General features: G+C 49.2%; 25 protein-coding genes. 9 read left to right on the forward strand and 16 right to left on the reverse strand.

Features of this window, described 5'->3' with window-relative positions; translation table 11 throughout:
* Window positions 1–154 precede the first annotated feature (154 nt).
* A complete protein-coding gene (locus tag BRW63_RS02820) occupies window positions 155–976 on the reverse strand; it encodes a potassium channel family protein (RefSeq protein WP_073069398.1) in 822 nt (273 codons plus the stop codon).
* Between the two features lie 321 nt (window positions 977–1297).
* Entirely contained in the window at window positions 1298–2233 is a 936-nt protein-coding gene (locus BRW63_RS02825; RefSeq protein WP_073069399.1) for an S-layer homology domain-containing protein, read from the reverse strand.
* A gap of 215 nt (window positions 2234–2448) precedes the next feature.
* Between BRW63_RS02825 and BRW63_RS29430 the strand changes: the two genes are divergently transcribed.
* The gene (locus tag BRW63_RS29430) at window positions 2449–2583 is read left to right on the forward strand and encodes a hypothetical protein (protein ID WP_262983513.1); all 135 of its coding nucleotides are present in this window, start codon (window positions 2449–2451) and stop codon (window positions 2581–2583) included.
* On the opposite strand, the gene BRW63_RS02830 is transcribed toward BRW63_RS29430, so the two are convergent.
* Genes BRW63_RS02830 through folK form a run of 3 tightly spaced genes read right to left on the reverse strand, consistent with a single transcriptional unit; the run spans window position 2580 to window position 5155 of the window.
* Window positions 2580–4034 (reverse strand): FAD-binding domain-containing protein, encoded by a 1455-nt coding sequence (locus BRW63_RS02830; RefSeq protein ID WP_073069400.1) that lies wholly within the window; start codon window positions 4032–4034, stop codon window positions 2580–2582. The two genes, BRW63_RS29430 and BRW63_RS02830, sit on opposite strands and share 4 nt — an antisense overlap.
* 42 nt (window positions 4035–4076) lie before the next feature.
* On the reverse strand, window positions 4077–4625 hold the full coding sequence (locus tag BRW63_RS02835; RefSeq protein ID WP_073069401.1) for an NUDIX hydrolase: 549 nt from the start codon (window positions 4623–4625) through the stop codon (window positions 4077–4079).
* Between the two features lie 29 nt (window positions 4626–4654).
* Window positions 4655–5155 (reverse strand): 2-amino-4-hydroxy-6-hydroxymethyldihydropteridine diphosphokinase, encoded by a 501-nt coding sequence (gene folK / locus BRW63_RS02840; protein ID WP_073069402.1) that lies wholly within the window; start codon window positions 5153–5155, stop codon window positions 4655–4657.
* Between the two features lie 268 nt (window positions 5156–5423).
* On the opposite strand from folK, the gene BRW63_RS02845 reads away from it, so the two are divergent.
* Window positions 5424–6320 (forward strand): tetratricopeptide repeat protein, encoded by an 897-nt coding sequence (locus BRW63_RS02845; RefSeq protein ID WP_073069403.1) that lies wholly within the window; start codon window positions 5424–5426, stop codon window positions 6318–6320.
* A gap of 50 nt (window positions 6321–6370) precedes the next feature.
* Here BRW63_RS02845 and BRW63_RS02850 read toward each other — a convergent pair whose 3' ends face one another.
* From BRW63_RS02850 to BRW63_RS02860, 3 genes are all read right to left on the reverse strand, one after another.
* Entirely contained in the window at window positions 6371–6742 is a 372-nt protein-coding gene (locus tag BRW63_RS02850; protein ID WP_073069404.1) for a hypothetical protein, read from the reverse strand.
* A gap of 38 nt (window positions 6743–6780) precedes the next feature.
* Window positions 6781–8538 (reverse strand): ABC1 kinase family protein, encoded by a 1758-nt coding sequence (locus tag BRW63_RS02855; protein ID WP_073069405.1) that lies wholly within the window; start codon window positions 8536–8538, stop codon window positions 6781–6783.
* Window positions 8539–8726: 188 nt separating this feature from the next.
* Complete coding sequence (locus BRW63_RS02860) at window positions 8727–9866, reverse strand: DegT/DnrJ/EryC1/StrS family aminotransferase (protein ID WP_073069406.1); 1140 nt, start codon at window positions 9864–9866, stop codon at window positions 8727–8729.
* A gap of 140 nt (window positions 9867–10006) precedes the next feature.
* Between BRW63_RS02860 and BRW63_RS02865 the strand changes: the two genes are divergently transcribed.
* The 6 genes from BRW63_RS02865 to BRW63_RS28725 all read left to right on the forward strand — a co-directional run bounded on the left by BRW63_RS02865 (window position 10007) and on the right by BRW63_RS28725 (window position 15641).
* A complete protein-coding gene (locus BRW63_RS02865) occupies window positions 10007–10771 on the forward strand; it encodes an ABC transporter permease (protein ID WP_073069407.1) in 765 nt (254 codons plus the stop codon).
* A gap of 111 nt (window positions 10772–10882) precedes the next feature.
* Entirely contained in the window at window positions 10883–11644 is a 762-nt protein-coding gene (locus BRW63_RS02870) for a circadian clock KaiB family protein (RefSeq protein ID WP_073069408.1), read from the forward strand.
* Between the two features lie 10 nt (window positions 11645–11654).
* Window positions 11655–12827, forward strand: coding sequence for a 7,8-didemethyl-8-hydroxy-5-deazariboflavin synthase subunit CofH (gene cofH / locus BRW63_RS02875; RefSeq protein ID WP_073069597.1), 1173 nt, complete (start codon window positions 11655–11657; stop codon window positions 12825–12827).
* Between the two features lie 67 nt (window positions 12828–12894).
* Window positions 12895–14682 (forward strand): DUF3352 domain-containing protein, encoded by a 1788-nt coding sequence (locus BRW63_RS02880; RefSeq protein ID WP_073069409.1) that lies wholly within the window; start codon window positions 12895–12897, stop codon window positions 14680–14682.
* Window positions 14683–15035: 353 nt separating this feature from the next.
* Window positions 15036–15254: a hypothetical protein gene (locus BRW63_RS02885; RefSeq protein WP_073069410.1), complete on the forward strand. Its 219-nt coding sequence runs from the start codon at window positions 15036–15038 to the stop codon at window positions 15252–15254.
* 222 nt (window positions 15255–15476) lie between these two features.
* Window positions 15477–15641, forward strand: a complete 165-nt coding sequence (locus BRW63_RS28725; RefSeq protein ID WP_223257274.1) for a hypothetical protein — start codon at window positions 15477–15479, stop codon at window positions 15639–15641.
* Here the strand turns inward: BRW63_RS28725 and BRW63_RS28040 are convergent.
* From BRW63_RS28040 to ribBA, 6 genes are all read right to left on the reverse strand, one after another.
* Window positions 15638–15775 (reverse strand): hypothetical protein, encoded by a 138-nt coding sequence (locus BRW63_RS28040; RefSeq protein WP_181314325.1) that lies wholly within the window; start codon window positions 15773–15775, stop codon window positions 15638–15640. The genes BRW63_RS28725 and BRW63_RS28040 overlap by 4 nt on opposite strands.
* Before the next feature lie 274 nt (window positions 15776–16049).
* The gene (locus tag BRW63_RS27110; protein ID WP_143161991.1) at window positions 16050–16862 is read right to left on the reverse strand and encodes a hypothetical protein; all 813 of its coding nucleotides are present in this window, start codon (window positions 16860–16862) and stop codon (window positions 16050–16052) included.
* A gap of 11 nt (window positions 16863–16873) precedes the next feature.
* Window positions 16874–17125, reverse strand: a complete 252-nt coding sequence (locus tag BRW63_RS27485) for a hypothetical protein (RefSeq protein WP_073069412.1) — start codon at window positions 17123–17125, stop codon at window positions 16874–16876.
* Window positions 17126–17446: 321 nt separating this feature from the next.
* A complete protein-coding gene (locus tag BRW63_RS02905; protein WP_073069413.1) occupies window positions 17447–17902 on the reverse strand; it encodes a hypothetical protein in 456 nt (151 codons plus the stop codon).
* 596 nt (window positions 17903–18498) lie between these two features.
* Window positions 18499–19233, reverse strand: a complete 735-nt coding sequence (locus BRW63_RS02910; RefSeq protein WP_073069414.1) for an endonuclease III domain-containing protein — start codon at window positions 19231–19233, stop codon at window positions 18499–18501.
* Window positions 19234–19324: 91 nt separating this feature from the next.
* Entirely contained in the window at window positions 19325–21013 is a 1689-nt protein-coding gene (gene ribBA / locus BRW63_RS02915) for a bifunctional 3,4-dihydroxy-2-butanone-4-phosphate synthase/GTP cyclohydrolase II (RefSeq protein WP_073069415.1), read from the reverse strand.
* A 473-nt stretch (window positions 21014–21486) separates the two neighbouring features.
* Between ribBA and argC the strand changes: the two genes are divergently transcribed.
* The gene (gene argC / locus BRW63_RS02920) at window positions 21487–22545 is read left to right on the forward strand and encodes an N-acetyl-gamma-glutamyl-phosphate reductase (RefSeq protein ID WP_073069416.1); all 1059 of its coding nucleotides are present in this window, start codon (window positions 21487–21489) and stop codon (window positions 22543–22545) included.
* 81 nt (window positions 22546–22626) lie between these two features.
* Here argC and cobM read toward each other — a convergent pair whose 3' ends face one another.
* Complete coding sequence (gene cobM / locus BRW63_RS02925) at window positions 22627–23514, reverse strand: precorrin-4 C(11)-methyltransferase (RefSeq protein ID WP_073069417.1); 888 nt, start codon at window positions 23512–23514, stop codon at window positions 22627–22629.
* 160 nt (window positions 23515–23674) lie between these two features.
* Entirely contained in the window at window positions 23675–24571 is an 897-nt protein-coding gene (gene lgt / locus BRW63_RS02930) for a prolipoprotein diacylglyceryl transferase (RefSeq protein ID WP_073069418.1), read from the reverse strand.
* Window positions 24572–24652: the final 81 nt, after the last annotated feature.

The following is a 24652-nucleotide window of genomic DNA, read 5'->3' on the forward strand; positions in this document are numbered from 1 at the left end:
TTTGTTCAGCTACCTCTAAGTCAACAGAAATAATAGACAAACAATCTAAAGTTGCCATCTATCTCTAGTTCTGGAATTGAGGTTGAGAAGGCGCTTCTAGAACGGTTATGTTGACGAGGGGCGTAGCATTAAAATCCCTAATATCAATAGATGGTCACTGCTCCAAGTCGGTTTGCTCAAACGATGAATTAGCAACTTGATGATTGCGAGACAAGCTTTGAATTTCTGTTCGTAGTGCAGCAATTTCTGTTTGTAAAGCTTGTATCGACTTTACCCCAGCAATCTCTGCTTGTTCATTTTCAGCATCTTGACCCACAAAGAAGGTGGCGATCGTAGCGGTGACATAACCGAAGATTGCAAAACCATACACCGCTAATATAAAGCATAAAATACGACCCTCCGGCGACTGGGGAAAATAGTCTGACCCCATGGTAGTCATCAGCATTGCAGTCCACCATAAAGCAGTGCTATAGCTTTCTAAACCGTTTGGCAGGTCTCGTTCAAAGGCATACATTCCCGCCGCGCCGCCTAAAGTGACGATCGCAGTCGAAGCCACAACGTAGCCAAATCCGCGCCGTTGAAAGCTAGCACTCAGCGATCGCATTCCTCTAGTGGTGCGGGTCATCACGCCTAACAATCGGACTCCTCGCGCTGCCCGCATCACCCGGAAAATTCGCAAGGTGCGGAGGGCAGGCAAAACCAGTGAGCAGACCGTTAACCAATTCCGCCGCAGATAAGCGCCTTTGTGGGGAGCCAGGACAAACTCTAATAGAAAATCAAAAATAAAGAGAATCCAAATCGTGAGGCTAACAGCATTGAGAAATGGATTGGTATCCCAAATGAGTTCAATAATAAGTAGAGTTAGCCAGCCAAAGCTTAACACTAGCATTGGCACATCAAGCCAGTCTTCAAGCTGTTGAAGAACTTCGCTGCGGACTTGCGATAGGGATTTTTCCAGGGGGTTCAAAGGATTCATGCTTTGTTGGCGGTGCTATAAGTTAGCCCACAGTAGCGCGATTGCCAATTTTCTATAGAGCGCTCTCCTTAAATGCTCGATCGCAACCCCACTCTTGATCTATCACTGAGCATCTAGCGCAAGGAAATACTATATTGACACAAGCGCGTCAGCCTTACTATTGTTCGCCAGCAATTCCAAATTCAAGCTCGAAAGCCACTTTTTGCGTGATCTGTTTCTGGCTTATTGAACCCATTCTCAACAAGCCGACGATAAACCAAGGCTTGTCGAGTTCAAGGATCGTCAGAAACTTTTGAATTTGGAATTGCTGATTATTCGCAGTTAGCGTTGTCCTACAATATATTGAGCGGTCGTCCGATCAGCGATCGGTTCAGCCCGACCTTGACTGACTAGGGCTTGATAAATTAAAGCGGCCATTTCTCCACGAGTCGCAGGTTGGTTCGGATTCAAAACTCTAACATTCGGATGATTCACGACAATACCTGCTCTCGTTGCAGCGGCAACCTCATCCACCGCGTAAGCAGGAATTCGGTTTGCATCCTGATAGTATTGGTTCAATAACGCAGAGGGCGATTGAGTTTTAGGTTGATTGGGGGTGTTTGGGGTGACTGGCGTTGCGGCGCTAGATTGAGTGTTTGCAGCAGCAGCAACTACAGGACGGATCAATGGTGCTAAAAGCGCTGTTGACGCGATCGGAAACATCAGCCCTTGTCGTCTAGCTGGCTGAGGGCGAGTTGACTGACTTGAGGCAGTAGGGGTCGCAGATTGCTGTGACGTTTGTGCTGCCTTTTGCAACTCTAGATTTCGCGCCAGTGATGAGACTGCTTCTACCTTGCTCACAGGCTGTCTCGGACGAAAGTAACCGCCTGGATAGCCAGAGAGAAATCCCGTTTGGTATGCCTCCTTGATCGCAGGTGCTGCCCAATATCCTTGGGGCACATCCTTAAAGGCGCTGCCGCTAGAAATGCTTCGCTCTTTACTTTGATTAAAAGCATCTCGAATAATCGCTGCAAATTCATCTCGGTCAACCGGGCTATTTGGACGATAAGTGCCATCTGGGTATCCGGTAACAATGTTACGGTCTGCCAGTCTAGCAATGAAAGGTTGCGCCCAGTGGTCTGACGTGTCTGGAAAGCTCACAGTTTGGGCAGTGACCGAATTTGACAGCGCAGAAATGAAGGGTGCAACTGTAGCGGTCAGGACTGCGATCGCAACAACTGCAATCTCTATCTTAGGGGTTGGTGTCAGTTTCAACATGGTTCATCTTTATAGATAGCCGCTTACAAGTTAACTTCTTTATATGAAGCATTCGTCCATCGGTAGAATGAGGTTAAGGTTTTTGTTGCTCTTGAGCAGCAGCAACGGGTAGACCTACTGATCAGCCCGCAACCGCCGCCGAAACTCTCTTAAATCACTTCGCCAGCCAGCAGATTGCAACCACGCCTGATACTCAGACCGAACTAGTTCAGCAAGTGCTATTAGCAGAGGCTAAAAAGGATTGGTTTTTTAGGCAGTTCTTAATCCAGCAAGGGCAGGAGGTCATTAAAACAATGCCAGAAAGTGTGATTTCAAAAGCGTTTGAGCAAGCGATCGAGCAGCTTGGTTAATCGACCTCTGGTTCTTTGCCTGTAATGGTTCGTTGCTGTTGATATTGTTCTTTAAATTTGCGCTGTTGTTGATTGTGATCGACGATCGCAGCCGGATAACCACAGCGATCGCGATCGGATTGCGAAATCTCTCCCGTAATCAAATCTTTAGTATCAACGCCGCGTAACTCTGGCAACCATTCACGAATGTAGTCTGCGTCTGCATCAAACTTTTTTGCCTGACTCGCAGGATTGAAAATTCGCAACGGCTTAGGGTCCATGCCACTTGATGCACTCCACTGCCAGCCGCCATTATTAGCAGACAGATCACCATCGTAGAGTTTTTGCATAAAATACTTCTCGCCTAACCGAAAATCTACGAGCAGATCCTTAGTTAAAAAACTGGCAACAATCATCCGGCAACGGTTGTGCATCCAGGCAGTTTCGTTCATTTGGCGCATGGCAGCATCGACGATCGGATACCCTGTCCGCCCCTCACACCAAGCCTGAAAATACTCCTCGTTGTTCTCCCACGGAAAGGTTTTGAGAACTTTGCGATAAGCCCCTTCTGCCAACTCTGGGAAGAAATACATCACGTGCTGATAAAACTCTCGCCACGCCAACTCTTGTCGCCACGTCTGAATGCTGGCTTGAGTTTCATCACTGCGGCTCTGCTCTAATGCCGTCACCGTTGCCGCCCACACCGATCGTACGCCAATCACCCCAAACTTAAGCGCCGCACTCAGCCGCGATGTCCCCGGATTTGCCGGAAAGTTTCGCTGTTCTTGATAAGCATTGATTGCCGCGTCACAAAATTCTGCTAATCGCGCTTGGGCAGCTTGTTCTCCCGGTTCCAGCATTAAAGCATTGTCCCAAACAAAGCCCAAATCTTTTGCAGTAGGAAGCGCGATCGCGCCCGCAGACTTTGCTGTTTCTGCCTCGGCTTCAGTCAGCCCTTCTGCACCCACAAAGTTAGGCATCGGTTCTGCTTTGGGTTTGCTGACCCAATTCCGCCAAAACGGAGAATAAACCGTGTAAGGCGAACCCGAACCTGATTTGATTTCTTCTGGAGAATGCAGTAGCTGATCCCAGGAAGTTTTGACTTCGATTCCGGCTTGGTTAAGGGCGGAGATCATTGCCCGATCGCGCTCCTGAGAATATGGCTCAACATCCCAATTCCAGAAAACCGCTTTGGCGTTCAGGGTTTTTGCCAGATTGGGAACTGCCACTCGTGGGTCGGCGTTGAGAATCAGTAATTGGCTTCCCGCTTCTGCATAGCGCTGCTGGAGCGATCGTAGACTCCCGATCATATAAGTGACTCGTGCAGGAGCGATATCATCTCGCTGCAAAAGATTGGGATCGAGACAAAAAACGCCAACGACTTTGGGCGATCGTTGACGCGCGATCGACAGCCCGACATTATCCGCAGTTCGCAAATCTCGACGGTGCAAAAACAAAATCAGATCAGACATAGAAATCAGTAGAGAGCGAATGGCTACACTTTCTACTATCCCCTAACTCAGGAATGGTTTCGCCAGCATAAAGCTACAGATTGACTTAGCATCGGTCAAATCGCCTGAATAGATCGCCTGTTCTACTTCTTTAGAGGTCATCAGAACTGTTTCAATATCCTCATCGTCATCTTGCTTAGGAGGATTTTCTAGCAGTTCTAAATCCGTTGCCAGAAATGCGTAAATAATCTCATCCGAATAGCCCGGAGCCAAAAAGAACTCACCGAGCTTTTTCCATTGCCCTGCTCGATAGCCGACTTCTTCTTGAATCTCGCGCCCGATCGTTCCCGCCGGAGCTTCGCCCACTTCCAGCGTTCCTGCTGGAAACTCTAGCAATCGCCCCTGCACTGTAAAGCGATATTGCCGAGTCAGCACCAGTTTGCCATCAGGCGTAACCGGAACTGCTAGAGCACCTCCCGGATGGCGCACACATTCCCACTCGCCTTCAGATTTGTTAGGCAAGCGCAACCGATTGACTTCAAAATTAAACTTGCGCCCCTTATAAGAAAGGCGCTGTCTAAGCAACTGAGGCGGTTCTGAACCCAAAGCCATGAGCAAAAAGGGTAAAGGGCAAAAAGTCTCTAACTGCTCGCCTGTCTGACCCCTGAACGATCGACGAGTTGGGCAAGTTGAGCGATCGTCGCGCCCGTCACAGGCTCTACCCAATCAGGGGCAATTTCTGCGAGCGGAACCAAAACAAAGGCCCGATCGCACATCCGAGGATGGGGAATTTGCAAATCAGACGTATTTAAGATTACATCATCAAACAGGAGCAAGTCTAAGTCAAGGGTTCGCGCACTCCATCGCTGCTGTCTGACTCTCCCAAACCCAAGCTCGACCTCTAGAAGGGCTTGTAACAATTTGTGCGGAGTGAGCGTAGTTTTCAGTAATGCACACTGATTGAGATAATCAGGCTGAGGAGGACTGTCAGGCAAGGTGAGCGCTTTAGTTAAGTAAAGGTGCGATCGCTGCACGACTTTGATCCCCGGTGTGCGATCGAGGGTTTCAAGCGCCGATTTTAGAATGGTCTGAGAGTCGCCCAGATTACTACCCAGCGCAATGGCACACGGAACAAATTGCATAAAGTTCAAACGGATCAAATTCTCAAACAGATTTTTATAGAGGAATGGTTTGGCTAGGGGCAATCCCCCGTGGTTGCCCTCCGTCAGAGGTAGGCATGGGGGCGTTACCCCTACAGCCATTTCATTCCTTCATTCTGCAATGTCCTTAAATATTAGGATAAAGAGTCGATTAAATTAGAGACACACGATCGCCACCAACCTACTTCACCTCGATCGATTGCTGCTATGATTGGCCGCGATCGCCCCTCTCAGCTTCAATAAATTTGGTATGTCGTCGTTCTTCCTCAAATCTCTCAGCGTCTTATCAAGCGGATTGATCGTCTCAGGCTTTGTGATCTTGCCTGTGTGCGAGGTCACTCCAGTTGTGATGGCGCAAAACAACGAGCAGGCGGCAGAAGCTAAAGTCAGTCAGGGTTTACAGCTAATCCAGCAGGGCAGACTCAACGAGGCGATCGACGCATTTCGGCAGGCAACGCAGATCAATCCCAAGATGGCAGCCGCTCACTATAATTTGGGGCTGGCACTGCGGCAACAAGGGCAACTGCAAGCCTCGGCAACGGCATTCCATCAAGCGACCCAGGCTGATCCCAATTTTGCCCTCGCTTATGCCAATCTAGGAGCCGCACTGATTGAAGGAAACAACCTCAATCAGGCGCGAGATTATTTGCAGCGATCGCTCGAACTCGACCCAAAACTAGGACTCGCTCACTACAATCTAGGACTGGTGCTAGAGCTTCAAGGCGACTTGCCAAGGGCGGTTGGTGCCTTTCGAGAGGCAGCCCAGTTTACGCCCAACGCGCCAGAACCACTCTATCACTTGGGGTTGGTGTATCAAAAACAGCAAAAACCGAGTGAGGCGATCGCGGCATTTCGGCAAGCGGTGCAGCGCAACCCTAACTATGCAGAAGCTCATTACAGCTTGGGTTCAACTCTGTTTAGTCAAGGAGATTTAGGCGGCGCTCTGACCGCGTTTCGCAAGTCCAGCCAGGTGAACCCTAACTATGCCAATGCTTACTATGGAGCAGGGTTAGTCTTTGTCCGTCAAAACAAGATCAGCGACGCTCAACAAACTTTGAACTATGCCAAAAATCTCTTTACAGCACAAAAAAATCTGCCTTGGGCAGAAAAAGCAGAGCAGCAGCTTAAAAAGCTTAGAAATCGCTAGAAAACCTCCCAGCAAACAAGGGGCTTAAGCCCCTCGTCAACTCAGTTTTATCAACCGGGCGAATCTAAATCCAAGGCTTGAGAGCCACCTTGCTCAAGCTCTGCCAAAATCTTGCCTAATTGCCACCAGACTAGCCAGGTGATTCCGATCGTCAAAGGCACCGCGATTCCATAAGCCAGAAACGTAGGAAGTCCAAAAATCTCCATGCCAGCAGACAGAAAGAAGCAACAGCCGCCCGCAATGCCTAAAAATGGGACTAAAAGCTGCATTCCTCGCACATTGGCTAGTGTGCGCGTCGATCGGTTTTTTGACCACTCGCGCACCGATTGTTTAAGGACGGCATCAAAGGCGGTGCCAGAAGCGAGACTCGCCAGCAGTCCGACAACGAGAAGCAGGTAAGGAGGTTCGGGAAAGCTATACACGGTTGGTTAAGAAGGTAATGGAGTTGATGGTTCGTCGCTTAAAACTTCTTCATCCTACCGTTCGCAGAGGGATCAGTCAAAGCAGCCACCGAGGGAATAATAGCAGCAGTACGGGCAGCAGAAAACTCTGCGATCGCACCAACCGCAGCACTGAGCAGACGATCGGGCTTGAGGTCGTCTTTGATCAGATCCCACAAGCGCCGGACTTCTTCAGTGTGCAGCCGATCGTCTTCGGTGAGTGCCAGCAGCAACTGTTGCCGCAAAAACTGACCTTCACCAGAGAGAATGTATTGCAGCCCTAGCTGAGCGGTTGGCAGCAGATCAAACCCGGCATCAGACTGAGCGATCGCGATCAGATTCTCTAGTCGCTGCCATTGAAACTTGCCGTCTTTAAATAGCACTTCGATTAGCCTGCGCCGCAGTTGAGCCGATTCGCCCGTCAACAGACGACGAGCGATGTAAGGATAGGCAACTTCGACGATTCTAAAATTGGGATTGAGGGTGAGCGCTAACCCTTCTTGAGTCACCAGCGATCGAATGATCAGCGCGAACTTTGCCGGAATTCGGAACGGATAGTCATACATCAGCTTCGAGAACTGATCGGTGATCGTCTTGAAGTTAAAGTCTCGGACGCTCTCGCCCATGATGTTGCCCAACACCGACTCTAATGCTGGAACGATCGGATAAATATCAACATCAGATGTCAGAAATCCCAGTTTTACAAAATCTTTGGCTAGCTCAACGTAATCTTTGTTGATCAAGTGAACGACAGCATCGACGAGCGTTTCTTTACCGCTTTCCTCTAGCTGATCCATCATGCCAAAGTCGATGTAAGCCATCTGCGCTGTTACCGGGTGATTGCCGTTTGTCGAAGGTGGCGGGGCGACAGCAAACAAATTACCAGGGTGGGGGTCGGCGTGAAAAAAGCCGTGTTCGAGCAATTGCCGCAAGCCAGAAGTGACCCCAATCCGAATCAGAGCATCGGTGTCTAGCCCCGCTTGTTTGATGCGATCGGTATCAGTCAGCTTAAAGCCATTAATCCACTCCAACACGAGAACGGTGTGAGTGGTGTAACGCCACACGATCGACGGAACTTTAACGGTGGGGTCACTGCGAAAATTATCGGCAAATTTTTCAGCGTTTCGCCCTTCGTTGATATAGTCGATTTCTTCAAACAGTTTGGTGCCAAACTCATCGACAATCAGCGTCAGGTCATGCCCCAAATTGAGCGGCAGCCACGGTGATAGCCAGCTTGCTGCCCAACGCATCAGATAGAGATCGAGGGTCAAAATCGGGTGAAGATTGGGACGCTGCACCTTGACAGCAACCTCTTCGCCACTATAGAGACGAGCGCGATAGACCTGACCCAAACTTGCGGCTGCAACCGGGTCAGGAGAAATTTCGCTGAAAATATCACCGATCGTATTGTCAAGCTGCGTCTCAATAATGTGCAGAGCAAGCTCGTTAGAAAACGGCGGCAACTGATCTTGCAGCTTTACCAACTCGTCGAGAAAGTCTTGCCGCACCAAGTCAGGACGAGTGGAGAGCGCCTGACCAACCTTGATAAACGTCGGCCCTAAATCAGTGAGAATCTGCCGTAGCTGAGAAGCGCGACGATATTTGTTCCGCTCCTCTTGCCCTTGCCATTCATCCCACTTGAGACCGAGGATAAATCCAACAAAAAATCCGGTGACTCTGAGGGCACGCCAGATAGCCCTCCACGGACGGTAGCGATAATATCGGGCGATCGTGCCCGCGTCATAGCGTCTAAGTTGACTCAGGGGACTTCGACCCACGTTCTGCTGTGCCTCTCAAGACTAAAAAAGAACTGCTACTAATTAATGATTACTAATTGTTACCTTTTGTTTAATTCTAGTATGGAAAACTACAAAATTTTTGCTTTGCGTCCTCTATGCCACTCTTTCGCCTCAGATTGTCAACCGTGAAGTTTCTAGACCTTGTGCTGATTGTTGCAGACGATCGCTCACACCAAACAATCTTTCAAACTGTAAACAACCTGGTCTTGCTGCTCGATCGACAGTTCTGGAAACATCGGCAGAGACAGCACCTCATGGGCAGCCCGATCGGACACAGCTAACTGTCCTGGCAGATAACCCAGCGAGTGATAAATCGGTTGCAGGTGCAATGGCAATGGGTAATAAACCATTGAGTTGACTCCCTTTGCCTGAAGTTGAGTACGGACGCGATCGCGCAGCAGTTCCTCGCCTTCAGGTTGACTCAAATCATCCACAATTCTGACGGTGTATTGATTCCAGACGGGGCGACCGTTAGCAGGCACTTGAGGGGTCACCACTCTAGAAATGGGCTGAAGGAGTTGATGATAGCGATCGGCAACGACTCGACGCTGATCGTTCCAGCCATCGAGATAGCGCAGTTTGATCTGCAAAATGGCTGCCTGCATTGCGTCGAGTCGGCTGTTGACTCCAAACTCTTCGTGATAATAGCCGCTCCGTCGCCCGTGATCGCGCAGCATTCTTAACGTGGCGGCGATTTCCGGATCATTCGTGGTGATTGCGCCGCCGTCGCCACAAGCGCCTAAATTTTTGGTCGGGTAGAAGCTAAAACAGCCAATCTGCCCAAAGCTGCCGACTTTTTGACCTGCCCATTCTGCACCCGTTGCCTGAGCGCAATCTTCGATCACGGCTAGGTGATGAGCGTTGGCGATCGCCATCAACCGCGTCATATCCGCTGGCTGCCCAAATAAGTGGACGGGAATAATCGCTTTTGTGCGAGGGTTAATCGCCGCTGCGATTTGACTCAGATCTAAGTTAAACGTCTGCGGATCGATATCGACAAAAATTGGCGTAGCTCCGACTGCGCTGATCGTTTCGCCTGTGGCAACAAAAGTGAAAGGCGTGGTGATCACCTCGTCTCCGGCTCCAATCTTTAAGGCGCGGAGTGCCAGATAAAGCGCATCGGTGCCAGAGTTGCACGACACGCACTCAGAAACCCCCACATAACCAGCAAGCTGTTTCTCAAACGTTTCGACGATCGTGCCGCCAATATAGCGACCAGAGGCAAGCACATCTAAAACCGCTTGATTAATCTCTTCACCGATGATTTTATACTGTTCTGACAGGTCAAAAGGGGGGATGATATTCACTCAATTGCACCACGCGCCGTAATTGCTAATGCCGCTTTCAGAAACGGTTTTCTTAGGCGTTAGACTATTAAACCTTTCAATTGTTTCAACAAATCCACTATCTGGCAAGATCGGGAGGTTGAGAAGAGCATTGACACGGTATGGATTTACTGATTCGACTTCCCTGGGCGCTGGGGCTGATTTTAGCAGCGATCGCGCTTTCATCTTGGCAAAAGCTCGGCTTAGAAGGCAGCTTGGCACTCGCGGCAGGGCGAACGATCGCCCAACTCACCGTAGTCGGCTACTTTTTGGGGGTCGTGTTTGCCTTCAAAAGTCCTTGGGCGGTGTTGGCGGTTTTAGGGGGAATGCTCATCGTTGCGTCGATCGTAGCTCGCAATCGCATCAGTCAAAAGATTCCTCGCTTGCTGCCGTTGATTGCTGGCTCGATTTTAGTTAGCACTGCTCTGACGTTGACCTACACCAGTTTGCTGATTGTGCAACCACAGCCCTGGTATGATCCGCAGACGGTGATTCCCCTCGCGGGCATTGTGTTGGGCAACGCAATGAATGGAGCGGCGATCGCGGGCGATCGCTTGGTCAGCACGCTTAACTCTAGTCAACTCGAAATTGAGACGCATCTCAGTTTGGGGGCAACTCCTCAACAAGCGGTGGCGCAATATCGCCGAGATGCCATCAAAGCGGGGTTAATTCCGACTATCAATTCGATGATGGTGGTGGGGCTGGTGACGCTTCCTGGAATTATTACAGGTCAACTGCTGGGTGGGGCAGATCCGATCCAGGCGGCGGCGTTTCAGATGTTGATTTTGTTTATGTTGGCGTTTGCCACGTTGCTGACTACAATACTCGTGACCCAGGGGTTGCTGCGACAGTTTTTTAACCAGGCGGCGCAGTTGATTCTGTGGTGAGCTAATCTTTGAACGACTTTTTGGTCGCAGATTGTCCAGCGAATGTAAGAGAATATTCTCGTGAGGTTGTTAGCGATCGCTTCCAATTACTTTTATCTTTGCTGGTAGCCCTTGAATCCTTATCTCAAGCGTTCCGTTCCGTCAGTCTTTAAAGGCATCGCTCTGTTTACGCCCGGTGGAGATTTGGTCTATTGCATCGACCCCGGCAAACAAGGACGGTGGCACTTAAACCTGTGTGCGACATTACAGGAAATTTTAGAGCTACCTGAACCGCCCCATTTTTTAGTGCCTTGCTATACGGCGACGCTCGATCGCTGGCTTGATTCTGCCACTCGACAAGTGAGAACTTTTGCCGAAGCCTATCCGCTCGTCTTTCGCTATCGGGCGCTATTAGATGCCGTGTTTGAGACTCAGCACATCAACTGGCAGATCGCACCCTTACCAGAAGAGGTCTGCGAACCAGCGCTGCTGGCCACCTATCGAGCGCAGTTTCCCCAACTTTGGGAGAGCCACGATTTGGTGATTCGAGTTGACAGCCCGATCGAGCGCCCCGAATCTGCTCATCGTCCTGCGATCGCGTTTTCTCAAAATTACACTCAGGGCTATGTGTTGCGGCTGTTTGTGTCGGGCTATAGTGCAGCAACTCAGCGAATTTTAGAGAACTTGCATCAACTCTTAGAAGAGTCGCTCAGTCACCCTTATACACTGAAAGTAATCGACATTTTTACACACCCAGAACAGGCAGAAATCGATCAGGTTTCGGCAACTCCAACGCTGGTCAAGGTTTATCCGCGCCCAGTGCGACGAATTGTGGGAGACCTCAACGATGTCAATCGGGTGTTGCGAATGTTGGGAGCGCCAGGTGAAAGATAAAGGGCAAACGATGAACGTCACAGAGATTCTAGAACGAGCGATCGCAGGCGATGACCTGTCGCCTGAAGCAGGGGTAGTGTTGCTGAAGCAAACTGAGCAGGGGAAGATCGAGCAAATTCGCGACACTGCCGATCAACTTCGACGACGACAAGCGGGCGAAACAGTGACTTACGTGATCAATCGCAATATTAACTTCACCAACATCTGTGAGCAACACTGTAGCTTTTGTGCATTTCGACGAGACAGTGGAGATGAAGGCGCTTATTGGCTCGATCGGGCACAAATCTTAGAAAAGACCACTGATGCGGTCGATCGTGGAGCAACTGAGATTTGTATGCAGGGTGGCTTAAACCCAGAGGCGCAGATTAACGGGGCATCGCTCCCCTATTACTTAAAAGTGATTGAAACGATTAAATCTGAGTTTCCTGATCTGCATCTCCACGCATTTTCGCCGCAAGAAGTCGAGTTTATCGCCCGAAAAGATGGCTTGACGTTTGCAGAAGTGATTGTTGCACTGCGAGAAGGCGGAGTCGGTTCGATGCCCGGAACGGCGGCTGAAGTGTTAGACGACGAAGTGCGGCGAATTCTTTGCCCTGAAAAGATCAACTCAGAAACCTGGTTAGAAATTGTCAAAACCACCCACCAGCAAGGACTCCCCACCACTAGCACGATGCTCTCAGGGCACATCGAAACCCCAAAGCAGCAGATGCGACACCTAGAATTGATCCGATCGCTCCAACAATCTGCCAAAACCCACGGCTACACAGGGATCACTGAATTTATTCTGCTGCCATTCGTCGGGCAAGAAGCGCCAAAACCTCTACGTCGGCGAGTCGGACGCGATCAGCCCGTTCTCTCTGATGCCCTCTTGCTGATGGCAGTCGCCCGGATCTTTCTAGGTAACTGGATTCCCAATCATCAGCCAAGTTGGGTCAAACTGGGGCTAGAAGGAGCCGTAGAAGCGCTGCAATGGGGTTGTAACGATATCGGCGGCACCCTGATGGAGGAGCACATTACGACGATGGCAGGCGCTTTGGGCGGCACCTGTATGGAAGTGGAGACATTGCAACAAGCGATCGCAGCGATCGATCGTCCGCATCAGCAGCGAGATACGCTTTACAGAAAAGTGGTCACAAAGTCGCCCATGATCAGACAGAAAGCTGGCACTTTGACAAACCCCTAGCAAGATTCATAAAGAACGTGCATACTTTCTAAGTGATCACGGCGTTGCTAACATTTTTCTGCTATTGATGAAAGCCAAAACTAAACCTCGATCGCAAAAGCTTCTTCTGTTGCTAACACTCGGAGCCTCTGCTCTTCTCATTGGTGGCGGAGCGGTGACTTATTGGCTGGTGTCTCGGCAAGGGCGCTTGAGCGTTATGCCAGTCGGCGCGAATGTCGTTCCTCAAGATGCGCTGATGGTCGTGTCAGTCTCGACCGAGCCAAGTCAGTGGGAGCGGCTGCGATCGTTTGGCACTCCTCGCAGTCAAGCCGCTTTTGACCAAAATTTGGCGCAGTTGCGCGATCGCTTTCTCACCAGCAAAGGGCTAGATTTTCAGCGAGATGTGCAGCCCTGGGTGGGCAAAGAAGTGACGCTGGCGTTTTTATCACCTCAGTTAGGAGTGTCGGTGCCCGCTCCGTCTCAGCCCGCTCTACCTGCCAACCCTGAACCGACGGTGATGGTGCTGCCGATCGCTAATCCCGCCAAGGCAAAAGAGATTTTAGATCAGTCTTCAGCCACTAAGACTGGTCGGTGGTCAGTCCGCAAATATAAGGCCGTAGACGTTCGCGAAATGCTGGGCACCCCGGCGCAAAGTGTGTCGATCGCCGCGCTAGATACCCAGTTGGTCGTTGCAACAACTCCAAAGGCGATCGACCGAGCGATCGACACTTATAAAGGGGGCAAAGCGCTCTCTGGCACTCCCGGTTATGGGAACGCTTTAGAACAGATTAAAGCCGAGCAATCTTTGGGAAGTGTGTATGTCAATATTCCTGCACTGGTTAACTCGTCGTCGGCAAACTCTAATCGTCCAGTGCCGTCCCAAGGGTTGATGAACCAGCTTCAGCAAAACCAAGGGCTTGCTGCCACGGCAACGATCGAGCCTGACGGCATTCAATTTAAAACGATTTGGTGGCTGACTCCCAACAGCAAGCAACGGTTTGAGGGCAGAAACACCGCCAAGATCATGCCAAGTCGTCTTCCAGCAGAGACACTAAGAATGGCATCCGGCGGGGACTTAAAGCAATTTTGGCAAGAGTTTACCCAAGGGGCTTCTTCAAGTTTGGTGCGCTATATTTTTCCGCAGGGACTATTGAGCAACCCAGAAAAGCTGCGCCAGGGAGTCAAATCATCAGTGGGTTTAGATCTAGATCAAGACTTGCTTAACTGGATGCAGGGAGAATTTGCGATCGCGCTGATTCCGTCTCCTCAAAAATCGTCATCCCCTTCACCGACCAGTTTGGTATTTATGGTGCAAAGCAACGATCGTCGCAGCGCAGAAAAAACGCTAAAACAGCTAGACGAAGTGATGGCAAGCAAATATACCTTTAAAGTCGAGGACGCAAAAGTTGAGGGTCAGTCGGTGGTCAACTGGTCGCTGCCAACGGGGGATATCAGCGTGACTCACGGTTGGCTAGATGGCGATGTCGCATTTCTCAGCCTCAATCTGGGGGCTTCTGCGGCTCCGAGCTTCTTACCAAAGCCTGCAAATTCGCTAGCTGAAAATGAAGCGTTTAGAAAAACGACCAAAACCACGCTAGAGCAGAATAATGGGCACTTCTTTATGGATGTCGATCGCGCCCTCAGCCTCAATAATTTCTTCCCATTACTGCAATTGCCCCCAATGAATCGCATGGTGCTAGAAGCCACAAAATCGATCGGGGTCACATCGGCTGTGACGAGCGATCGCACTACTCGTTACGACATTTTTGTCACCTTGCAAAAAGGCAATCAGCCTGGAGTGTTGCCTAGCCCTAGTGCGTCTCCGAGCGGGGGTGCTAGTCCATTACCCCTTCCTTCAGCGTCGCCGTCTCCCTAGGGAGTCGCATGAAAATGAGATTACATCACCAATGGCTAAATGATTCATCAGCAGGGACAAGCTGACGATCGAGCTAATATGGCACCCATTCTGCGATGGCATAACTGTCTGAATAGTAGACTGTTCATGCCCTTTTGACTGTTGACCGAATGCTATCATTTCCCTTTACTTTTTTCTTTCTCTTTAACAGCGCCCCGCAAACGGAACGCTAACGACCCCGTTCACCCGCCGCTAGTAGCTTCTCGAACTCCGCGAAGAGACTCTATACGGTCAGTGTGCAACGGATTGTTAGACCGCTTCTCACTGGTCTCGCTTATGATAAACGCATTCTCGTATGTTTGGGAGTTTGAACTATGTCTCTCTTTGAGTTGATTCCTTTAGTGAACAATCTGAGCCAGTCGGACAAATTATCACTCTTCAAACTTCTAGCCGCACAAATCCCAGACGCTGAACTACAAGTCATCTTTTCTGCATCAGAGTATCCAGTTTGGTCGCCCTACGATGCAACAGAAGCTGCACACATTCTGATGCAGATGATCCAGGATGACCAAGAGGCATCAACTCATGCCTAGTACAATCGAATTTCCCTTTTCTGACGATGAAGCATTACCCACAATTCCCATCACTCTGAGTCATTCAAGCTTTTCTGTCTCCACGAATGCACTGCTGGATACTGTGGGTCTACGGTTAATCTATTACCTTATGACATCGGGCTACAATTGGGTGCAATTTGGGAGGAACAAACTGTCCGCTTGCCATTGGCTGGGAATCTTGCAAGGGTTGAAGCACGAGGTATGTTTGTGCATATTCAAATTGGAAATTTGGAACCCGCTCGCCTAGCATTTGCTTGGGCACAAGCCTCTCAGATACCCTTAATCCTTGGACAAACAAACTTCTTTCGAGAATTCGATGTCTGTTTTCAGCGATCGCGACGCACGATCGAAGTTACTCGCTTCTAACAAGCGCTGATATCGATCGCCCCAATCTTGCCATAATTGCCTTCCTCGACTTGAGGGCGCACTTGAGTTTCATAGGTCTCATCGCCATATCGAGCGAATTCTTCTTTGCTGTAGCGGGGTTGCCGGACTGCCATAGGTTTGACCTTATTCCAACTTTTGTTCCTCTATTCTAACCTGAGCATTCGGCGTAACTATTGTCCAGAGAATAGATGATGTTAGGTTTCGGTACACTTTATCTGACCTACAAGTGAGCGATCGCCTCCTCCCGGCATCAACCTCTCTAAATCCTGAACTACAGAATCGCTCGCCCTCAAAACTTAACGTCTCCTATTAATCCAAAGTTGCTAGGTGAGTTTTGATTCTTCCGAGATCTCTTTTTCGTATCTTTTGCTATGGAAAACTATATAACTAATTCAAATCCACAACCTCCAATTGGTATTGGCTGACATAGCTCAACGTAATCCCACACTTATCAAGATCTGGACTATTTTTATAATCTTCGGGAAAATCTTTAGGAAAATAGAACGTCGCCTCATCATATCTAAAGGATAAAACTATGGGTCTTGTTTCTCCAGCTTTCAAATTCTTAACTCTACCAATATTATCTACAAATTGACTCCCTTTTAAACTCTGACAAATAGGCAGAAGGTTGGAACCTTCCTTAGGGTATATTCCCCAACCAGATACAGTGCCTTTGACTTTAATTGAAAATTCTTTTACATCAATATTGCTTGTATTTGTTACTGTTCCGTCAAATGTAGAAAAGTCTGAACCTTTAACTACTCTTGCGTTGAGTTCGATATCCTCTGGCTTCGGTTTCAATTCAGATGTATAAGAGGGCGATTGAGGTGATTCTGTTGATGCTTCAGAAGAGGGAGTTGGGGATGGAGAAGGGGATGGTACAGAAGAATAAGGCGTTATAGAAGATTGAGGTGATTCTGTTGATGCTTCAGAAGAAGGAGTCGGGGATGGAGAAGGGGATGGTACAGGAGAATAAGGCGTTATAGAAGGAGGTATGGATGAATTTTCTTGAATGCGAGATTGTATCTCTTTTACGCCAGTCTTCGCTCCAAGTCCAACCATTCCCGATACAAAAAAGATGAGGAAAAGATTGGATAGGATAACGACCCAATTACCAGCTTCAATGTTGACTTGAAGATACCGAAAATAATCTCGACCAACTTGAATCAGATCTCGACCTGCATTCCCTTTTTGAGACACGGCTATTTCCCCTATGGCTTTGTCGTTCTTTCTGTTGAGGTCGAACCGGGTTGGGGTGAAGACTGTTGAGGATTTCCTGAACCAGTAAGCCATCCAGAATTCACTGCCCAGGCTAATCCTCCTGAAGCCAAAACACCAAATAGAAAAAATGGAATCCAAACATTGACTCGTGTAGAGGCAATTTTATTTCCGCCAATTACCTCTGCATTCCTTCCTGCTTTTACTTGTTGAACAGGTCTTTCATCAGGTCGATTGTTTGTCATTTTCTTAATTCTTGATATCAATTTAGTAAACAGCTATTTCGGGTCTGTCGTTTAAGCAGCACGCAAAGGCAAAGTTGCTATACAGTAGACGTTGCTCATATAAAAATGGGTTATTTTGCTTGAGGTATTTCCTGTCAATATCTGCTCACCAAAGCCCTTAACCTCCGCGACAAATCGATTATTTTTCGGTAACGAGAGTCTCGATAGAAGACAGCTAACGGTCGCGCTCACCGGACGCAGATAACCTTTGCAACCAACCGACAATACTTCATCGTTCCGGTGCAGCGCGGTTGTTAGGCGGTGGTCATCCCAAAAACTGAGTCAGACCTGCATTGAGTTTGCTAAAGCTTTAAACCGTCCGGCAGCATCTTCAAGCACTCGCAAATCTGCTTCAACAGTTTGTAGTTTGGACTTTGGTATGACATCTAGTGAACCTGAATCTGCAACGGACTCAAGAGACGTACCTTGAAGGAAAGCACTTATCGTTCGTCCTTTATAAACTAATGCGTTGGCAAGTATTTGTTTATATCGCTCTAGCTTCTCTTCACCAACCTCCTCCCCAACTATGTCAAACAGGCTATATAAATATTCATCAACTTCTGAACACAAACTAGCTGGAACTTCGCCCTCACGAAACTTTTTAACAGACTGATTCAAACAATCTGAAATATTATTAAGATACGTTGCCACACGCTGACGACGTTCAAGGACAGATTTGTCGAGATCAGCTTTCAGACCCAGGAGATTTTTCGCTAAATCAAGTAGATCCTTTACCATTTTTAACCCTTCAAATTTAGAACTGATACGCTTTACAAGCTTAGAATAGATGCCTCTCACATAAGACTAAATCAATCAGCAATTGCTAATGATCTCAATGGTTTCAATAACTCCAAATATGCCTTAAGAGTAGCCCTTCTAACAACTATACCGACCTCAGACGAACGATCTTCTTGTTGTCCCCACCAGAAATTCAAGCCGCCTAATTGAAGCGAATTCAGCCGTGCTTGAGTGTGTCAAAATCTTGCGCGTGACTTATTTGTTGCATCGGCTGCAATGAGTAGTTAAATTGCAGTTAGAGTAATTGTAGCAGATAGTACAAGTGTAGTTTTTACTGCAATTTAACTACTATTTCTGCCGTTTGAACTCCTCACATAAAGTATAAATGCCCTCTACAAGGAAATTATGCTGTGTGGAAACCGGATAACTCCTGTTTTTTTTAGGTTTTACACCGAATCTTCACAGAATAACCCCCCTATTTCGGCAATTATCCTGATTGGAGTTTAGGCTCTGCGCTCAGAGAGTTACAGCTCCATCAAGTACCCGCTTCAATTTCAAAAACTGGCAGATTTAACTTGTAAATTGGGATTTCATTTTCATGCAGCTCCCTTAGGGTGTCGAGATTGTCCAAAGGGGCAGAGGTCGAACACTGGGCAACGCTGACAAGCGGGTTTTTGATAATAGCAACAGCGCTGACCGTGAAGCATTAAGACTTCATGATTGTCATAGACTTGCTGGGCTGTCCAGTCTGACGGCAATTGAGCCTCTAAAATGGCGTGTGATGGGGCAACCGCGATCGTTTCCACAATCAACCCCAATCGAATCGCAACTCGGTGATGATGGCTATCGACTGGGAGGGCGCGACGACGCAGCACACTAAATGACAGCACCGCAGCACTCGTTTTAGGTCCGACTCCAGAAAGCGATTCGAGCCACGCTCTTGCGTCTGTGACAGAAAGATCTTTGAGAAAATCTAGCGAGAGATCGCCATCCCGACGATCGCTGATCAGTTTCAAGATCTGTTGAATGCGGGGCGCTTTTTGCTCTGCCCAAGTGCAGCGAGCGATCGCTTGTTCGACTTCGGCAACGGGAGCATCGCGCACTAGCTCCCAAGTGGGAAACCGTCGCCGCAGTTCATGAAAGGCATTGGCAGAGTCGGCATTGCGAGTGCGGTGAGACAGCAAGGCTGAAAACAGTTCACTGAGTGGGTCTAGCTCGTGAAAGTAGGGAATCGGACACCCATAAGTCTGACAGAGCCGATCGTGCACCTGAATCAATTTTTGCTGAAGCTCTGGTGTGACCGTGAGGTCAAGCGATTTTTTAGCCCGCATGATAACTGCACAAAACCTACTCGATTAGATTCACGCAGATGGCTGAGTGGCACATCGGTTGTCAGGCAGAGATCTTAAGGGTGAACTGATTTTAGCCTCTAGAAAAACTATAGATAGTTTGAGTTTCCAGCGCATCGCAGATCGACGAGGGCAACTGATTGATCGAGAACGTCTGTCGATCGATCTGCATCTGCAAGCCGATCAAAGGATCAGACCCTGGCGAAATAATAAACTCCAGCGTTTGTACTGATGACCAGCAGGTTACATTGTCAAGAATCTGCCCGATCGCAGAAATATAAGGATGTCCGGGCGATCGATACCAATCAGCACCACTCACTAAGGCTTGCTCAAATCCAAGATGCACGATCAGCGATCGCTCACCAAACAACGCCGATGCTACAGGTCGCGCTTCTTCTTGCAGCGTCAAGTCGTAGATTTTAGCCAGATGCCGCAGCTTTTCGAGCCGTTCATAGCGTTCTGTCACCGATTCTTCATGCTCAAAGTGCAGCGCGATCGTCACCAGATAAGTTTGCAGAAACAAGTGACCCATTTTTTCGGCTTTGGTCGCTAGATAAGAAGAATTGTAGGAGGTGGCTTCGATCAATAGAGGCACGCGATCAACCATCTCCAAGCCATATCCTTTTAAGCCAGCGATTTTACGAGGATTGTTCGTGATCAGACGAATTTGTTTAACTCCTAGATCGTTGAGAATTTGCGCCCCCACGCCGTAGTCTCGCAAATCGGCTGGAAAGCCCAATCGCTCGTTTGCCTCGACGGTATCGAGTCCTAAGTCTTGCAGCGAGTAAGCCTTGAGCTTGTTAACTAAACCGATGCCGCGCCCTTCTTGCCGCAGATAAACGACGATCCCCATCCCAGCATTTTCGATCATTTTGAGGGCGGCTTGTAGCTGCATTTGGCAATCACAGCGCAGTGAACCGAGGGCATCGCCCGTCAGACATTCTGAATGCACCCGCACCATCACAGGGCGATCGCCAAACTCTCCGGGATCGCCTTTGACGATCGCCACATGCTCAGAGTGATCGAGCAAATTGCGATAGGCGTAAATTTTGAACTGCCCAAATTGGGAGGGCATATCGGCAACCGTTTCGCGGCACACAAAGCGCTCATGCCGCAGCCGATAGCTAATCAGATCTGCAATGCTGATGATTTTTAGATCGTGCATCTTGGCGTATTTCACAAGCTCAGGGAGCCGCGCCATTGAGCCATCAGCATTCTGAATTTCACAGATCACTCCAGCCGGATAGAGTCCAGCAAGGCGAGACAGATCGACGGCTGCTTCAGTATGACCCGCACGCTTTAAAACACCGCCTTCTCTCGCGCGAATCGGAAATATATGACCCGGACGACGAAGATCAGCAGGTTGGGTATCTGGACTGAGAGCCACCTGAATGGTGCGGGCGCGATCGTCTGCCGAGATTCCAGTCGTGACTCCAACTTTTGGAGAGGCATCAATGCTGACCGTAAAAGCAGTCTGATTGCTGTCAGTGTTTTCTCGCACCATCAGAGGAACGTCTAGTTCATCCAAACGGGTGCCAGTCATGGCAATGCAAATTAGACCCCGCGCATAGACTGCCATGAAATTGATCAAGTCTGGAGTCGCAAACTGAGCAGCACAGATCACGTCTCCTTCATTTTCTCGATTTTCATCATCGACGACGACGATCGCTTTCCCTGCCTTTAGATCCACGAGAGCATCCTCGATCAAATCAAAAGGAAACGGCTGGTTAGAAAGGGGTTGAGCGTTAACGGAGAGGTTCAAAGCGGTAACACCGTAAAGTTTTTTGAAGCGGCTTTATCTTTAATTGTAATTCTTTGACTTCGGAAGCGTTCTGATCTGGGAAGGATTTCTGTTGCCGAAGAATGCTTGAACCGAAGTGCTCAACCTAGAAACTACTAATTTCTGGGCGCTCAGAGAATCAACTAGGTAAATGCAGGAATAGAAAATCAGAGTACAGTATCTTGAACTCACTCTTTATATTTAAGTATTGTAAATTCCTCCACTCAAAAACTCCAGGCATTAATTACCTACTACGTCGCAAGTCATCTCATTTCAGGAGCTTTTTCAGAATAACAATCGCTTCTCCGTATCTTATGAAGCCAAAGTTAAGCTCAAACTAACGCTAGAGTGAAAGGCGATCGCTTAAAACCTTCAAGTCATTCTCCACTTCGACAATTTGAGGATTACAATGCAGCAGAAGTCTAGTAGTTCATCTGTCGTAAAGGTCAAGAAACATGGGTGACTTAGAGCGTGTACCCGTTGGTGTGATTGGTGCATCAGGCTATGGAGGGGTGCAGTTAGTGCGGCTCCTGACCGACCATCCAAAGTTAGAACTTGCCTATTTGGGCGGCGACAGCAGTGCAGGGCAAGAATATTCGAGCCTTTATCCGCATCTGGGGCATCAAGTGCAACAGATGATCGAGCCGATCGACCTTGAAAAGATTGCCGATCGCTGTCAGGCTGTGTTTCTCTCGCTGCCGAATGGCTTGGCGTGCAAAATGGCTCCGACACTGTTAGAGAAAGGCTGCAAAGTCTTGGATCTATCGGCAGACTATCGATTTTCTGACCTCGATACTTACACTCACTGGTATGGGCTGGAGCGAGACGATCGCGAGGTCGCTGAGACCGCCGTTTATGGTCTGCCAGAGTTGTATCGCGATCGCATTGCCGAAGCACAGTTGGTGGGCTGTCCGGGTTGCTATCCGACGGCGAGTTTGATGGCATTGTCACCGCTCTTTAAGCAAGGCTTAGTGCTGACCGAAACGGCGATCGTGGACGCAAAATCTGGCACCTCTGGCGGTGGACGGCAGCCCAAAACTGGCTTATTGCTGGCTGAGGCAGACAACTCGTTAGGGGCATACAGCGTTGCAGGGCATCGTCACACGCCCGAAATTGAGCAGATTTGCAGCGACCTAGCGGGGCACGAAGTATTGGTGCAGTTCACGCCTCACCTGATTCCGATGGTTCGGGGAATTTTGGCGACGGTCTACGCAACGCTGCGCGACCCAGGGCTGGTCAGAGAAGATTTGTTGACCATCTATGGCGCGTTTTATCGCAACTCTCCGTGGGTGAAGCTGTTGCCAGGAGGGGTTTACCCACAGACAAAGTGGGCTTGGGGCACTAACCTTTGCTATATCGGGGTCGAAGTCGATCCGCGCACCAATCGGGTGATTGTGATGTCTGCGATCGATAACCTAATGAAAGGACAGGCAGGACAAGCCATCCAATGTCTCAACCTGATGATGGGTTGGGAAGAAACATTAGGATTACCAAAGCTAAGTTTTTACCCATAGTAGCGGTGGAATTAAGAAAACCCTCCTCGTGAAGCGGGGCGAAACCCTCGCCAACCCTTCACGAGGAGAAGGGGGCAAGATTCAAAGTCCCTCTCCTTGGGGAGAGGGATTTAGGGTGAGGGCAGTCTGCTCTGGTCGAAACAATCGGCTATGGTCAGGGTGATAGAGCCGCGATCGCTGATCCGTCCAGTCCCCACGCTCAACTACCCCAAACTCTAGGGGAACGGTTTCTGCTGCTAAAGCCGGACTGATTACATAAAGCGTCGTTCTAATCAGGTCTTGCTCGTGGGTGACGATCGCCATTTGGTCGAGCCGCACGAGCCGAATTTTTTCGTCTGCCCAGCCCAGCCGAAAGCAGATCGCGATCGGAGTCTCCGCCGGATAGTGCTGCATCAATTTTGCTTGAGCATTTTCGACGTGACGGGCGCTCAAATAAAGACACAAACTGGCACGATGAGCCGCCAGCGTCGAGAGTTCTTCCGCGATCGGAACTTCGGTGCGTCCACTAATCCGAGTCAAAATAATTGACTGCACGACTCCCGGTATGGTGAGTTCGACCCGCAGCCGAGCCGCCGCTAGCTGAAAGGCACTGATTCCGGGCACCACCTCAAACGGAATCTGAGCGTCAACCAAGGCTTGCATCTGCTCTTGCACCGCACTATACAGGCTAGGATCGCCTGAATGCAGCCGCACCACTGAGCAACCCGATCGCACTCGTGCAATCATCAGTGGCAAGATTTCCTCTAAGGTTTTGCTGGCAGTTTGAATAATTTCGGCATCCGATCGAGCTTCTTCAAGAATCTGCTGCGGGATCAGAGAGTCAGCAAACAAAATTACATCGGCTTGAGCAATTAACTTCTGCGCTCTGACCGTCAATAAATCCGGGTCTCCTGGCCCCGCACCCACAATATAAACACCTGCCGCTAGGGGAACCGACTTTAAACGAGATGTTTCTGACGCATTTAGCATTGCTCAACCCTCTCGTCACAACTACTTAACTAGCTCAATAAAAAAATGATTTTTGATGACATGAGTTTTTCCGGATCTATACGGGCAATCTGAGTAAAAGGATATGGTAGATGCACCCTGACTATCCCCAGAGAGTTACTCTTTGGGGGTTTTTTATTACTCAATGCAAGGGTTCTGGAGGAGCATTGGGATCAGACACCACATCGGGGAGAGATCGCCCCAAGCCGTAGAGCCAGACAAGTCCGATCGTGCCGATCGCGATCCCCGCTAAACTGACCATCTGTGCTGCCCGCAACGGCCCCAACATCAAACTATCGGTACGGAGTCCTTCAATCCACACGCGACCCGAACTGTAGCCTATCAAGTAGACCAAAAATAGCGTGCCAACTTTTAGACGCGGCTTGCCTTGCAGATCTCGAAAGAACAGCGTCATCAATAGCCCAAACACCATCAAATTCCACAGTGATTCATAGAGAAAGGTGGGATGGTAATATTCAATCGTTTCAAATCCGGGTGGGCGACGGGCAATTTGTCTGCCACCTTCGACTACATAGCGAGGAATGAACAGTTTCCAAGGCAGATCAGTGGGTGCGCCAAACGCTTCGGAATTGAAAAAATTGCCCCACCGCCCGATCGCTTGGCCCAAAATCAGCGAAGGTGCCACCAGATCAGCCAGTTGCCAGAATGAAACTTGCTTCAGTTTTGCAAAGATCAGCGAGGCGATCGCGCCTCCTAAAATGGCTCCATGAATCGCGATGCCTCCCTCCCAGATGGCAATAATCTTTTGAGGCTGCTGGGCATAATCTTGCCACTGAAACAGCACATAATAAAGCCGAGCGCTCGGAATGGCGGCAATCACCAACCAAACCGCCAAATCACTCAGCAAGTCAGGGTCGATTTGCCGCCGAGCCGCTAGTGACTGAGAGAGGGTTGCCCCAATTAAAACAGCCGAGGCGATCAGCAACCCATACCACCGGATCGCGATCGGACCCCATTCGACCAAAATCGGGCCAGGAGACGTAAATTGAAACGCCAAAAGAGCAGTATCAGAGAGCATGAAGACTCAGACGAGATTCGTATCGGGCATCCAAACGATACCACTTCGCGACAACTCTATAAATAATCAGAACTCCGATCG

This window comes from Phormidesmis priestleyi ULC007 (genome assembly GCF_001895925.1).
Classification (GTDB): Bacteria; Cyanobacteriota; Cyanobacteriia; order Leptolyngbyales; family Leptolyngbyaceae; genus Phormidesmis_A; species Phormidesmis_A priestleyi_A.